This window comes from Streptomyces sp. NBC_01233 (assembly GCF_035989305.1).
Lineage (GTDB): Bacteria > Actinomycetota > Actinomycetes > Streptomycetales > Streptomycetaceae > Streptomyces.
This window is the reverse complement of record NZ_CP108514.1, coordinates 5,312,501-5,326,416: the sequence shown is the minus strand read 5'-3', so window position 1 is coordinate 5,326,416 and position 13,916 is coordinate 5,312,501. Positions and strand designations below refer to the sequence as shown.

The 13,916-nt window shown below is 67.9% G+C and carries 11 protein-coding genes and 2 rRNA genes (1 of these 13 cut by a window edge); 3 read left to right on the top strand and 10 right to left on the bottom strand.

Annotated elements, in window-relative coordinates:
* Positions 1-7 precede the first annotated feature (7 nt).
* The 3 genes from OG332_RS25345 to OG332_RS25335 all read left to right on the top strand — a co-directional run bounded on the left by OG332_RS25345 (position 8) and on the right by OG332_RS25335 (position 3,590).
* Entirely contained in the window at positions 8-973 is a 966-nt protein-coding gene (locus OG332_RS25345; protein WP_327415634.1) for an HAD family hydrolase, read from the top strand.
* A gap of 359 nt (positions 974-1,332) precedes the next feature.
* Positions 1,333-2,148: an ECF subfamily RNA polymerase sigma factor, BldN family gene (locus OG332_RS25340; protein ID WP_327415633.1), complete on the top strand. Its 816-nt coding sequence runs from the start codon at positions 1,333-1,335 to the stop codon at positions 2,146-2,148.
* Positions 2,149-2,384: 236 nt separating this feature from the next.
* The gene (locus OG332_RS25335) at positions 2,385-3,590 is read left to right on the top strand and encodes a DUF5667 domain-containing protein (RefSeq protein ID WP_327415632.1); all 1,206 of its coding nucleotides are present in this window, start codon (positions 2,385-2,387) and stop codon (positions 3,588-3,590) included.
* 70 nt (positions 3,591-3,660) lie between these two features.
* On the opposite strand, the gene OG332_RS25330 is transcribed toward OG332_RS25335, so the two are convergent.
* From OG332_RS25330 to OG332_RS25285, 10 genes are all read right to left on the bottom strand, one after another.
* Positions 3,661-4,650, bottom strand: coding sequence for a lysophospholipid acyltransferase family protein (locus tag OG332_RS25330; RefSeq protein ID WP_327415631.1), 990 nt, complete (start codon positions 4,648-4,650; stop codon positions 3,661-3,663).
* On the bottom strand, positions 4,650-5,726 hold the full coding sequence (locus OG332_RS25325; protein WP_327415630.1) for an NAD-dependent epimerase/dehydratase family protein: 1,077 nt from the start codon (positions 5,724-5,726) through the stop codon (positions 4,650-4,652). Before OG332_RS25325 ends, OG332_RS25330 begins: the two co-directional genes overlap by 1 nt.
* 95 nt (positions 5,727-5,821) lie before the next feature.
* Entirely contained in the window at positions 5,822-5,920 is a 99-nt protein-coding gene (locus OG332_RS25320; protein ID WP_003948845.1) for a 30S ribosomal protein bS22, read from the bottom strand.
* Between the two features lie 121 nt (positions 5,921-6,041).
* Entirely contained in the window at positions 6,042-6,251 is a 210-nt protein-coding gene (locus OG332_RS25315) for a helix-turn-helix domain-containing protein (RefSeq protein ID WP_008738568.1), read from the bottom strand.
* Between the two features lie 114 nt (positions 6,252-6,365).
* Positions 6,366-7,196 (bottom strand): phosphatase, encoded by an 831-nt coding sequence (locus tag OG332_RS25310; RefSeq protein WP_327415629.1) that lies wholly within the window; start codon positions 7,194-7,196, stop codon positions 6,366-6,368.
* A 96-nt stretch (positions 7,197-7,292) separates the two neighbouring features.
* A complete protein-coding gene (locus OG332_RS25305) occupies positions 7,293-8,462 on the bottom strand; it encodes an acetoin utilization protein AcuC (RefSeq protein WP_327415628.1) in 1,170 nt (389 codons plus the stop codon).
* Positions 8,413-9,627 (bottom strand): MFS transporter, encoded by a 1,215-nt coding sequence (locus tag OG332_RS25300; protein WP_327415627.1) that lies wholly within the window; start codon positions 9,625-9,627, stop codon positions 8,413-8,415. Before OG332_RS25300 ends, OG332_RS25305 begins: the two co-directional genes overlap by 50 nt.
* A gap of 43 nt (positions 9,628-9,670) precedes the next feature.
* On the bottom strand, positions 9,671-10,324 hold the full coding sequence (locus tag OG332_RS25295) for an HAD family hydrolase (protein ID WP_327415626.1): 654 nt from the start codon (positions 10,322-10,324) through the stop codon (positions 9,671-9,673).
* Positions 10,325-10,662: 338 nt separating this feature from the next.
* Positions 10,663-10,779 (bottom strand): 5S ribosomal RNA (gene rrf, locus OG332_RS25290).
* A 76-nt stretch (positions 10,780-10,855) separates the two neighbouring features.
* Positions 10,856-13,916 (bottom strand): 23S ribosomal RNA (locus tag OG332_RS25285) (it continues 62 nt past the right edge of the window).

Sequence of the window (13,916 nt, the reverse complement as noted above, 5' to 3'; positions counted from 1 at the left end):
TCGCCGCATGGCCGCTCTCGGATGGCTCACCCCTCGTAGACGCTCCGCAACCGCGCGGAGCGTGCTTGCAGGCGAGGCCTCGGCGGAGGCCGCCCGCAAGACGGCGCTGGCCGGAGCCGAGGCCGAAGCCGAGATCGAGGCACCCGCGATCGAGGCGCCCCGGGAAGAGCCCCCGGCCGAGCCCGAGTTCCCCGTCGCGGGCGACGACCTCGCCGCCGCCTTCTTCGACCTCGACAACACCGTCATGCAGGGCGCCGCGATCTTCCACTTCGGCCGCGGCCTCTACAAGCGCGAGTTCTTCCAACGCCGTGAACTCGCCCGCTTCGCCTGGCAGCAGGCCTGGTTCCGGCTCGCCGGGGTCGAGGACCCCGAGCACATGCAGGACGCCCGCGACAGCGCCCTGTCCATCGTCAAGGGCCACAAGGTCTCCGAGCTGATGGCCATCGGCGAGGAGATCTACGACGAGTACATGGCCGAGCGGATCTGGCCGGGCACCCGCGCCCTGGCCCAGGCCCACCTCGACGCCGGCCAGAAGGTGTGGCTGGTCACCGCGGCCCCCGTGGAGACGGCCACGATCATCGCCCGCCGGCTGGGCCTGACCGGAGCCCTGGGCACCGTCGCCGAGTCCGTCGACGGCGTCTACACCGGCCGCCTGGTCGGCGAGCCGCTGCACGGCCCCGCCAAGGCCGAGGCGGTCCGCGCCCTGGCCGCCGCCGAGGGGCTGGACCTCGCGCGCTGCGCCGCGTACAGCGATTCGCACAACGACATCCCGATGCTGTCGCTGGTCGGACATCCGTACGCGATCAATCCGGACACAAAACTGCGCAAGCATGCCCGTACCAACGACTGGCGGCTGCGCGACTACCGGACCGGCCGCAAGGCCGTGAAGGTCGGCGTCCCGGCGGCCGCCGGCGTCGGCGCGATCGCGGGCGGCGCGGCCGCCGCCATCGCCCTGCACCGCCGCCGCAAGTAACAACGGCAGGCCCGGGCCCCGCCGCCCCGCGCGCGGCGGCCCCGCGGCGCGGCCCCGGGCATTCGCTCACCTTTACCCGCGCCCCCGGCGCGGCACTCCGGCCTGCCCGACCCGGTCGCGGCCCCCCTTGGAAGCGTCCATTCCGCGCACCCAAGTGATCAAGAATCGATCACCAACAGCGACTGAATATGCCCTCGACACGCAACAGAAGTGTCGGAACCGGCGATTTGAGCAACTGGGTGTAGCACTGCCTGTACGAAGCGTTATTCTCCTCAAACGCATGCCACCGGCCATCTGTCGCCACGACGGGTGAACGGTCCCGCACTGCACGTGATGGAAGCTCTGCCTCTGGGAGTCCCGTGTACCCACCTGTCGGGGTTGACGCCTCGGGCCTGGCTCAGCTGCGCGCAACGGTCCTCGACCACCTGCGCGGCTTCGTCCCCACCGCGTACGCCGTTCCCGCCTTCGCCGCCGCGGTCCCCGCCGGTATCGGCCCGGCCGGTCCTTGCTATGCCCTGACCGACGGCGGAGCGACGGTGGGCAGACGAGGCCGCGCGGCCGGGGGCTCGAACGGCACCGCCGGCACGAGCGCCCAGGCCACCCCCCGCCGCCCCACGGCGGACAGCGATCAGGCCCGCATGATGGACCTGGTCGAACGAGCCCAGGCGGGCGAGGCCGACGCCTTCGGCCGCCTCTACGACCAGTACAGCGACACGGTCTACCGCTACATCTACTACCGGGTCGGAGGGAAGGCGACCGCGGAGGACCTCACCAGCGAGACCTTCCTGCGCGCCCTGCGCCGCATCTCCACCTTCACCTGGCAGGGCCGCGACTTCGGCGCCTGGCTCGTGACGATCGCCCGCAACCTGGTGGCGGACCACTTCAAGTCCAGCCGCTTCCGGCTGGAGGTCACCACCGGGGAGATGCTCGACGCCAACGAGGTCGAGCGCAGCCCCGAGGACTCCGTCCTGGAGTCCCTCTCCAACGCGGCCCTGCTGGAGGCCGTGCGGAAGCTCAATCCGCAGCAGCAGGAGTGCGTGACCCTGCGCTTCCTGCAGGGCCTCTCGGTCGCCGAGACGGCCCGGGTCATGGGAAAGAACGAAGGAGCCATCAAGACGCTCCAGTACCGGGCGGTCCGCACCCTGGCCCGCCTCCTCCCCGACGACGCCCGCTGACCCCCCTCACAAATCAACACAACCTCACATACATCCGGTGACCCCTCGATGACGCTGTGGTCCGATCATCCTTCGTCCGTAACCCAAGTGCCGCGACGCTCGTTGTGCGGAATGCAGACTCCCTGTGGACACGCCCTGCCCCGAGCCGCTCACTCGAAAGTGTGGATGTGCTCAAGCAAGGCAACCTTCCGGACACCTTGGGGAGTCGATCGTCATGACGAGAGGAGGTGCCGCCAGTGATCGCGAACGTGACTCCGCACCGGCGGGCGAACGCCTTCGCCCAGGCCCTGGAGGATCGGACCCCGTCCGCTCTTTCGGAACCGGACCCGGCGGCCGAGCAGTCCGAGGCACCTGCCGAACCTGCCGACCACGACCGGTTGTTGGCCCTGGCGAACGTGCTCGGCGAAAGAATGCCGCGCCCGGTGCTGGACCCCGAGGTCAAGGTGGTGCAGCGAGCCCAGCTCGTTGCCGCCATGGAGGCCATGGTGTTGGAAGAGAGGGCCGGGGGCGGTGCCGCCTCGGACCCTCAGGTGCCCGAGCAGCGGACCGGCCGCGGCGCCCACCGGGCGACCCCGCTCCGGAAATTGCGGCCCCGCTCCCGCTGGTCCAAGGGCATCGCAGCGGGCGGCCTCACCGTGGGTGTGGCCGCGGGGGCCTTCAGCGGAGTGGCCGCTGCCAGTTCCGACGCCCTGCCCGGTGACCACCTCTACCCCGTGAAGCGGGGCATGGAGGACCTGAAGCTGGGGATGGCCGACGACGACGCGGACCGGGGCGAGCTCTACCTCGACCAGGCCTCGAACCGTCTGTCGGAAGCCCGCAGGCTGATGGAACGGGGCAGGCTGGGCGACCTGGACCACGAGTCCCTGGGCGAGATCCGCCGCGCCCTGGCGGGCGTGAAGCACGACGCGGAGGAGGGCCACCGGCTCCTCCAGGCGGCGTACGAACGGGACGGCTCACTGGGCCCGATCCAGAAGCTGTCGTCGTTCTCCCGCTCCCACCGCGACGCGTGGGGCAAGCTCCGCGAGAGGCTCCCGGCACAGCTCACGGACGTGGGCGGTGAGGTGGAGTCGGTCTTCCAGGCCATAGACGAAGACGTGGCGCCGCTCCAGAGCCTGCTCCCCAAGACCCCGGAGCAGACCCGCGGCACCGGCACACCCCCCGGCAGCTCCTCCCACAAGCCGGGCGCCCCCAGCGGAGCGCAGCAGTCCGCCCCGGCCGCAGGGACGCCCTCGGGCAGCCCCGCGCCGTCCCCCTCGGGCAGCACCCGGCCACCGGTCGGCGGCCTCCTGGGCGGTACGGGCGACCTGCTCAACCCGCCCACGGGACAGTCGGCCCCGCCTCCCTCGGGCACCCCGGAGCAGGTCAACCCGGACATCACCCTCCCGCCCCTCCTCCCGGGCATCCTCCCGGGCCTGGGCCTGGGCGCGGAGGACGCGGAGTAGAGGAAAGGCGGGGCTGCCCACGGCAGCCCCGCCTCAGTCCTTCAGCGGCGGGTCAGGAGAACGCGGCGGGTCAGAAGAACACGGACCGCCGCTGCACCAGCAGCTTGTACAGCGTGTGCTGGATCTGCTCCCGCACCTCATCCGTCAGGTTGAACATCAGCATCGGATCCTCCGCCGCCTCAGCCGCATAACCCGCGGTGGGAATCGGCTCGCCGAACTGGATCGTCCACTTCGTCGGCAACGGCACCGCCCCCAACGGCCCCAGCCACGGAAAAGTCGGCGTGATCGGGAAGTACGGGACCCCCAGCAGCCGCGCCAGCGTCTTCGCGTTGCCGACCATGGGGTAGATCTCCTCCGCCCCCACGATCGAGCACGGCACGATCGGCGTCCCCGCCCGCAGCGCCGTGGACACGAACCCGCCCCGGCCGAACCGCTGCAGCTTGTACCGGTCCCCGAACGGCTTCCCAATCCCCTTGAAGCCCTCCGGCATCACACCGACGAGTTCCCCGGCCTCCAGCAGCCGCTGCGCGTCCTCCGCGCACGCCAGGGTGTGCCCTGCCTTCCGGGCCAGCTCGTTGACCACCGGCAGCATGAACACCAAATCCGCCGCCAGCAGCCGCAGGTGACGCTGTGCCGGGTGGCGGTCGTGCACGGCGACCTGGAGCATCAACCCGTCCAGCGGCAGCGTCCCGGAGTGGTTGGCCACGATCAGCGCGCCGCCCTCCGCCGGGATGTTCTCGATCCCCCGGACCTCGACCCGGAAGTACTTGTCGTACAGCGGCCGCATCAGGGACATCAGGACCTGGTCCGTCAGTTCCTTGTCGTAGCCGAACTCGTCGACCTCGTAGTCCCCGGTGATCCGCCGCCGCAGGAAGGCCAGCCCGCCCGCGATCCGCCGGTCCCAGCCGTCACCGCGCCCCGCCGCAGACGGCTCGGGCGCCGGCTCGGGAGCGGGCGGCTGCTGCTCCACCGGCTCGGGAGCGGACACCGCACGCACCCGGCGCGGGATCCGCCGGCGCGGCCGGTCCTCGTCGAACGGAATGACCTTGGCGTCCGCCACTATCGCTTCGCTCCTTCAACCGCGTCTGCGTCGACATCGGGCCCGTCTGCCCCCAGCATGGCCGCCATCCGGTCCACGGCCCGCCCGACCCGCTCCGGCGGCAGCAGCCCGCTCCCCCGGCTCCGCGCGAAGTCCGCGAAGGTCTCGGCGGTCGTGTAGAGCGGCTCGAAGCCGAGGACCTCCCGCATCTGCGAGGTCTCCACGACCCGGCCGTGCGTGAGCAGCCTCATCTGCTCCGCCGAGAAGTCGGTGACCCCGACCGCCCGCAGCGCGGAACCCACCCACGTCAGCGCGGGCAGCAGCAGCGGCATCGTGGGCCGCCCCAACCGCCGCGAACACTGCGACAGCAGCAGCACGCCGTCACCCGCGATGTTGAAGGTCCCGCTGTTCAACGTCCCGCGCCTGGGCTCCTGTGCGGCGAGCAGCAGTACGTCGAGCACGTCGTCCTCGTGCACGAACTGCAGCCGCGGGTCGTAGCCCAGCACGGTCGGCATCACCGGGATCGAGAAGTACTCGGCGAGGGCCGAGTCCGCGAAGGGCCCCAGGATGTTCGCGAACCGCAGCACGCACACCGCGACGTCCGGCCGCCTGCGCGCGAAGCCGCGTACGTATCCCTCGACCTCGGCGGCGTCCTTGGCGAAGCCGCCCGCGGGCAGCGATTTCGGTTCGGTGGTCTCGGTGAAGACGGCCGGATCCCGGGAGGTGCCCCCGTACACGCTGGTACTGGACTTCACCACGAGCCGTCGTACCGTCGGCGACTTCTGGCAGGCCCCGAGGAGCTGCATCGTCCCGATGACGTTCGTTTCCTTGACCGCGCTGCGCGCGCCGCCGACGCCCGCGACGCCCCCGGTGACCGCCAGATGGACCACCGTGTCCACGGCGTGCTCCGCGAGCACGCGGGCGATCGCCGACTGTCTGATGTCCGTGCGGACGAACTCCGCCGATCCGAGCCGGTGCGGCGGTGTCACCGCGTCCACCGCGATCACCCGCTCGACCTCCGGGTCACGCTGGATCCGGCGCACGAAGCGGCCGCCCAACTGCCGGGCTGCCCCGGTGACGAGTACGACCTTCCCCACGAGCTCAGCGCCTCCCTCGAAGAAGTCCCCCGGCTACACCGCAGCCCCTCCACCAGGATGGTGGAGGGGCTGCGGAAAACACGTACAGCTGCCGTTTACTTCTTGTTACGGCGCTGGACGCGGGTGCGCTTGAGCAGCTTGCGGTGCTTCTTCTTAGCCATCCGCTTGCGCCGCTTCTTGATAACAGAGCCCACGACTACCCTCGCTCACTTCTCTTCATTCGGTGCGGGGCGTCGGGGCCCACACGACCTACGTCGGCCTAGCCTACCGTCCCGAGCTCTGAGCTTGTAATCCGAGGGCGTGCCGGGGTCAGTCTCAGGCCGACTCCACCCCCACATAGGACTCTCGGAGGTACTCGTGGACCGCGTTTTCGGGGACCCGGAAGGACCGGCCCACCCGGATTGCGGGCAGATGACCGTTGTGCACCAGCCGGTACACGGTCATCTTCGACACTCGCATCACCGAGGCAACCTCCGCCACGGTCAGGAACTGAACCTCGCTGAGAGGCCTCTCGCCAGCAGCCATGACACACCTTTGACCTTCCGCGCATGACGGGCACCGGCTTCCCCTCCGGTTACTCCTTGTCGTCGCACGCTCACTCCCAGAGTAGGGGCGCGTGATACGAGTGGGGAAGAGGAGCTACGGCCACTCCTGCCGCCGCGTCAGACTCGCCCGGCCGAGCACGTAGCGCGTAAGCGGTCGGTAGTAGTCCGCTCGCACCGCGTCATCAAGCGGAACGGCCACCGAGACCCGCCCCTCGGCCTCCCCCACGAACAGCGCGGGATCGTCCGTGTCCGCCAGCCCGATCGCCTCCACACCGAGCTGACCTGCGCCGCAGACCCACCCGTGATCCCCCACGACCAGCTCCGGCAGCGGCCCGCCGGCGTCCGCGAGGGCCCCCAGCGCGATCCGAACCGGCAGTGGTGAATGGGTGTGCACGCCGGTCGCACCCCCCGGTACCCGCGCGCCGGGCTCCCGCACCAGCGCGACCCCCCGTACGTATTCGATGCGGTACGTGCGTACGCCGAACCGGGTCGCCATGTCGACACTCACCCCCTGCGCCGGGGTGAGGACAACACATCCCGCCGCCGACATGGCCTCGGCCAAACCGGCGTAGAAGCCCAGGAGCCGATGCGGGTGACCGGTCCCGAACAGCACGGGCGACCGCGCCTGTGCCGCCTCCCGCAACCGCCCCGCGAAGGCCTCCAGCGCGGCCACGGTCCGCTCCGGGTCGATCACGTCCGGCCCGCTGACGTGCGCCGGGTCCGCCGAGACACCGCACTTGTCCGCCATCAGCCTCAGCAGGTCACCCTCGCCCCAGCCCCGCTCCGGATCCAGCCCCAGCATCACCCGCGGATCGCGCGCCGCGAACAGCCGGTAACTGCGCAGGCTCTCCTCCCGGGAGGTGGCGACGGGCCCGGCCAACCGGGCGGCCAGCAGATGCGCACGCAGCGCGCCGGTGCTCAACACCCTCCGATGCTGCCCCCAACACATCTGGCAGGTCATCAATTCCGGCGAACAGCCCCACCGTTGGCGTAACGATGCAGCAAGGTCATCCAGAAGGGGTCAGGTCAGCATTCCGCGCAGCGGGAAGACCGCCCGCCGCGTGGCGAGAACGGCTTGATCCGTGCGGTCCGCCGGGTCGTACCCCGCGGCCCAGTCCCGCCACGACGGCGTCCGCCCGTCGGTCATCCGGGCCGGCGCCGGCTGCCGCGTCCGCGCGTACACCTCCTCCCGCCACGACGCCGGGACCGCCGACTCCGGGTCCACCGGCCGGTGCGCGGCGATCGCCACGAGGTGCGTCCACGACCGCGGTACGACGTCCACCACCGCGTACCCGCCGCCGCCCAGTGCCAGCCACCTGCCGTCCGCGTACTCGTGCGCGAGCCGGTGACAGGACTCCTGGACGGCCCGCTGGGCGTCCAGGGACACCGCCAGGTGGGCGAGGGGGTCCTCGAAGTGCGTATCGGCCCCGTGCTGGGTCACCAGCACCTGCGGCCGGAAGTCCGCCAGCAGCTCCGGCACGACACCGTGGAAGGCCCGCAGCCAGCCCTCGTCCCCGGTCCCGGCGGGCAGCGCGATGTTCACCGCCGACCCCTCCGCCGCCGGCCCGCCGGTCTCCTCCGGCCAGCCGGTCTGCGGGAACAGCGTCCGCGGATGCTCGTGCATCGAGATCGTCAGCACCCGCGGGTCGTCCCAGAAGGCCGCCTGCACGCCGTCCCCGTGATGGACGTCCACATCCACGTAGGCGACCCGCTCGGCCCCCAGCTCCAGCAGCCGGGCGATCGCCAGCGACGCGTCGTTGTAGACGCAGAAACCGGCCGCCCCGCCCGGCATGGCGTGGTGCAGCCCGCCCGCGAAGTTCACCGCGTGCTCGGCGTCCCCGCTCCAGAGCGCCTCCGCACCCGCCACGGACTGCCCGGCGATCAGCGCCGACGCCTCGTGCATGCCGGGGAAGGCCGGATCGTCCATGGTGCCCAGTCCGTACGACCCGTCGGCGGTCCCCGGGTCGGCGGACACCTCGCGCACCGCGGCGACGTAGTCCTCCCGGTGGACCAGGCGCAGGGTCGAGTCCCCGGCCGCCGGCGCCGCCCGTACCTCCATCGCCCGGTCCAGCCCGAAGGCGCGCACCAGGCCCATGGTCAGCGCCAGGCGCACCGGGTCCATCGGATGGCTCGGTCCGAAGTCATACCTCGTTACCGCCTCGTCCCACATCAACAACCCGCGGCCGCTCATGCCGGACACCGTATCGGGCGCCGTCGGAGCCGAACGAGCGGGCGTAGAAGAGTGTCACCAGCACCAGGGCCATCGGCACCAGCATCGCGCCCCGGTAGCTCCAGGCGTCACCGATCCCGCCGACGAGCGGCGACCCGATCAGGAAACCGACGTAGTTGAAGATGTTGAGCCGGGCGATGGCGGTGTCGGAGCTCCCCGGGAACAGCCTCCCGGCGGCGGCGAAGGTCTGCGGCACGATCACGCACAGCCCGATCCCCAGCAGGGTGAAGCCGAGCATCCCCACCCACGCCCCCGGTGCGGCCGCGACGACGGCGAAGCCGGCGGCGGCGACCAGCGTCCCGCCCCGCACCACGGCCGCGGCCCCGAAGCGGCGCACGCCCAGGTCCCCGACGGCCCGCCCGATGAGGGTGGTCACCATGTAGACGTTGTAGGGGACGGTCGCCATCTGCTCCGAGCTCCCGAGCACGTCCTGGAGGTACTTGGCACTCCAGTTCGCCACCGTCGAGTCCCCGATGTACGCGCACGCCATCACCAGGCACAGCGGCAGCAGCAGCTTGAAACCGCCGCTGCCCAGCCCCTTCTCCCGCACCTCCCCCGCGCCCGTCCCGTCCACGTAGCGCCTGCTCGTCAGCAGCACGAGCGGCACCAGCACGGCCACGGCCGGCAGATAGCCGGCGAACAGGCTCAGGTGCCAGTGCGCCCCCGCCCACGCGGCGGACGCACCCAGGATCCCGCCGAGGCTGTACGCGGCGTGGAAGCCGAGCATGATGCTGCGCCCGTACGCCCGCTGCAGGCTGACCCCGAGCATGTTCATCGAGGCGTCCAGCGCACCCACCGACAGCCCGAACGCCCCCAGGGCCACCGCCACGTGCCACATCTGGCCGCCGGTACCGACACCCAGCAGGGACAGCAGCACGAGCGGCTGCGCCCACCGCAGTACGACGCTGGGCGCCACCCGCTTCACCAGGTGCTCGGTGGCCACGCTCGCCACGCCGGCGAGGATCGGCACGGCGGCGAGGAAGGCGGGCAGCAGCCCGTCGGATATCCCGTACCGGTCCTGGATGGCCGGGATCCGGGTCACGAGCAACGCGAAGGCGACGCCCTGCGCGAAGAAACTGAACCCCAGAGCGCCCCGGCCGCGCCGCAGCCGCACATCATCCGTCATGGCGCGTCAGCGTAGGCCCCGGGGCTACCCGTGGGTAGAGCGATCACACAGGCAGTTGGAGGAGCAGCGGGACCTGCATCATGTCCCCGAAGTACCCGGTGGCCCCGGGCAGCTCGTCCGCGGGCAGCATCGCCGTGTACGCGTACACGTCCATCCCGGCGGCCACGGCGGCCTGGATCCCGCGGGGACTGTCCTCGATGACGACGCACCGCGCGGGCTCGACGCCCATCTGCCGTGCCGCGTGCAGGAACAGGTCGGGAGCCGGCTTGCCCTGGCCCACGTCCTCGGCGCTGAAGATCCACTCCTCCTCGAACCACCCGTCGATCCCCGCCGCCAAGTGCCCGGCCCTGATCCGCTCGTGGCTGCCGGAGGAGGCCAGGCAGTAGCCGACCCCGCTGGCGGTCAGCGCCCCGAGCACGTCCTCGATGCCGGCGACCGGCTTCAGCTCCCGCTCGAACGCGGCGACGGTCCGCGCGACCAGCGTCGCGTCGAAGTCCTCGGGCAGCCGCTCCCCGGTCCGTTCGAGGACGAGGTCGTACACCCGCTGCACGGCGGCCCCCATGTAGTCGCGGAGCGAGTCCTCGTACGTGGTCGGGTGCCCCAGCTCGGTCAGGTACCCGGCGAGGACGCTGTTGGCGAGCGGCTCACTGTCCACCAGTACGCCGTCGTTGTCGAAGATGACGAGGTCATAGCCCATACCCCCAACCCTACGAGCCGTCAGTGCAGGTCCACGGCAACCCGATGCTGGTGAACGGAGGAACGGCGGAAGATTCTCGGCTCGCCGCCCCGCCCCACCTCCAGCCCGGTCACCCGCCCGCGCCGACCGCAGGTTCGGCCGTGAGGGTGCACGGCCGGGGCAGGAGCCCTTCCGCGTGTCGCGCCGCGAAGCGTCGGGGCGCGGGACGGCCGACTGCGTCCAGTACTGCCAGCGCGGCCGGCTGCCGTGGCATGGGAGACGATCTCGCACGTGCCGGTGAACGCAGAAAAGCCCCGCACCGAACCCGAGGGTTTGGTGCGGGGCTTCCCGCAATGATTGTTCGGCGGCGTCCTACTCTCCCACAGGGTCCCCCCTGCAGTACCATCGGCGCTGAAAGGCTTAGCTTCCGGGTTCGGAATGTAACCGGGCGTTTCCCTAACGCTATGACCACCGAAACACTATGAAATTTGAACGCTGGCATGAACACAGCTGTTCGTTATTTCAGAACTAACACAGTGGACGCGAGCAACTGAGGACAAGCCCTCGGCCTATTAGTACCAGTCAGCTTCACCCGTTACCGGGCTTCCACATCTGGCCTATCAACCCAGTCGTCTACTGGGAGCCTTACCCTCTCAAGGAGGTGGGAATACTCATCTTGAAGCAGGCTTCCCGCTTAGATGCTTTCAGCGGTTATCCCTCCCGAACGTAGCCAACCAGCCATGCCCTTGGCAGGACAACTGGCACACCAGAGGTTCGTCCGTCCCGGTCCTCTCGTACTAGGGACAGCCCTTCTCAATATTCCTACGCGCACAGCGGATAGGGACCGAACTGTCTCACGACGTTCTAAACCCAGCTCGCGTACCGCTTTAATGGGCGAACAGCCCAACCCTTGGGACCGACTCCAGCCCCAGGATGCGACGAGCCGACATCGAGGTGCCAAACCATCCCGTCGATATGGACTCTTGGGGAAGATCAGCCTGTTATCCCCGGGGTACCTTTTATCCGTTGAGCGACGGCGCTTCCACAAGCCACCGCCGGATCACTAGTCCCGACTTTCGTCCCTGCTCGACCCGTCGGTCTCACAGTCAAGCTCCCTTGTGCACTTACACTCAACACCTGATTGCCAACCAGGCTGAGGGAACCTTTGGGCGCCTCCGTTACCCTTTGGGAGGCAACCGCCCCAGTTAAACTACCCATCAGACACTGTCCCTGATCCGGATCACGGACCGAGGTTAGACATCCAGCACGACCAGAGTGGTATTTCAACGATGACTCCACAACCACTGGCGTGGCCGCTTCACAGTCTCCCACCTATCCTACACAAGCCGAACCGAACACCAATATCAAACTGTAGTAAAGGTCCCGGGGTCTTTCCGTCCTGCTGCGCGAAACGAGCATCTTTACTCGTAGTGCAATTTCACCGGGCCTATGGTTGAGACAGTCGAGAAGTCGTTACGCCATTCGTGCAGGTCGGAACTTACCCGACAAGGAATTTCGCTACCTTAGGATGGTTATAGTTACCACCGCCGTTTACTGGCGCTTAAGTTCTCAGCTTCGCACGCCCGAAAGCGCACTAACCGGTCCCCTTAACGTTCCAGCACCGGGCAGGCGTCAGTCCGTATACATCGCCTTACGGCTTCGCACGGACCTGTGTTTTTAGTAAACAGTCGCTTCTCGCTGGTCTCTGCGGCCACCCCCAGCTCACGGAGTAAATCCGATCACCAGTGATGGCCCCCCTTCTCCCGAAGTTACGGGGGCATTTTGCCGAGTTCCTTAACCATAGTTCACCCGAACGCCTCGGTATTCTCTACCTGACCACCTGAGTCGGTTTAGGGTACGGGCCGCCATGAAACTCGCTAGAGGCTTTTCTCGACAGCATAGGATCATCCACTTCACCACAATCGGCTCGGCATCAGGTCTCAGCCTTAATGAGGGACGGATTTGCCTACCCCTCGGCCTACACCCTTACCCCGGGACTACCACCGCCCGGGCTGGACTACCTTCCTGCGTCACCCCATCGCTTACCTACTACAAGTCTGGTTCGTCGGCTCCACCACTTTCCTTTCCCCGAAGGGTCCGGAACGGCTTCACGGACTTAGCATCGCCTGATTCGATATTGGGCGTTTCAAAGCGGGTACCGGAATATCAACCGGTTGTCCATCGACTACGCCTGTCGGCCTCGCCTTAGGTCCCGACTTACCCTGGGCAGATCAGCTTGACCCAGGAACCCTTAGTCAATCGGCGCACACGTTTCTCACGTGTGTATCGCTACTCATGCCTGCATTCTCACTCGTGAACCGTCCACAACTAGCTTCCGCTGCTGCTTCACCCGGCACACGACGCTCCCCTACCCATCACAGCGGGCGTTGGCCCTATTGCTGCAATGACACGACTTCGGCGGTACGCTTGAGCCCCGCTACATTGTCGGCGCGGAATCACTTGACCAGTGAGCTATTACGCACTCTTTCAAGGGTGGCTGCTTCTAAGCCAACCTCCTGGTTGTCTCTGCGACTCCACATCCTTTCCCACTTAGCGTACGCTTAGGGGCCTTAGTCGATGCTCTGGGCTGTTTCCCTCTCGACCATGGAGCTTATCCCCCACAGTCTCACTGCCGTGCTCTCACTTACCGGCATTCGGAGTTTGGCTAAGGTCAGTAACCCGGTAGGGCCCATCGCCTATCCAGTGCTCTACCTCCGGCAAGAAACACACGACGCTGCACCTAAATGCATTTCGGGGAGAACCAGCTATCACGGAGTTTGATTGGCCTTTCACCCCTAACCACAGGTCATCCCCCAGGTTTTCAACCCTGGTGGGTTCGGTCCTCCACGAAGTCTTACCTCCGCTTCAACCTGCCCATGGCTAGATCACTCCGCTTCGGGTCTAGAGCGTGCAACTCAATCGCCCTATTCGGACTCGCTTTCGCTACGGCTTCCCCACACGGGTTAACCTCGCTACACACCGCTAACTCGCAGGCTCATTCTTCAAAAGGCACGCAGTCACGACCGTTGCTCCGAAGAACAACGGCGACGCTCCCACGGCTTGTAGGCACACGGTTTCAGGTACTATTTCACTCCGCTCCCGCGGTACTTTTCACCATTCCCTCACGGTACTATCCGCTATCGGTCACCAGGGAATATTTAGGCTTAGCGGGTGGTCCCGCCAGATTCACACGGGATTTCTCGGGCCCCGTGCTACTTGGGAGATGAGCAAGCAAGCCGCTGATGTTTCGTCTACGGGGGTCTTACCCTCTACGCCGGACCTTTCGCATGTCCTTCGACTACATCAACGGTTTCTGACTCGCCGACCGGCCGGCAGACCGATCAAGCTCATTCCCACAACCCCGCATGCGCAACCCCTGCCGGGTATCACACGCATACGGTTTGGCCTCATCCGGTTTCGCTCGCCACTACTCCCGGAATCACGGTTGTTTTCTCTTCCTGAGGGTACTGAGATGTTTCACTTCCCCTCGTTCCCTCCACATGCCCTATGTGTTCAAGCATGGGTGACAGCCCATGACGACTGCCGGGTTTCCCCATTCGGACACCCCCGGATCAAAGCTCAGTTGGCAGCTCCCCGGGGCCTATCGCGGCCT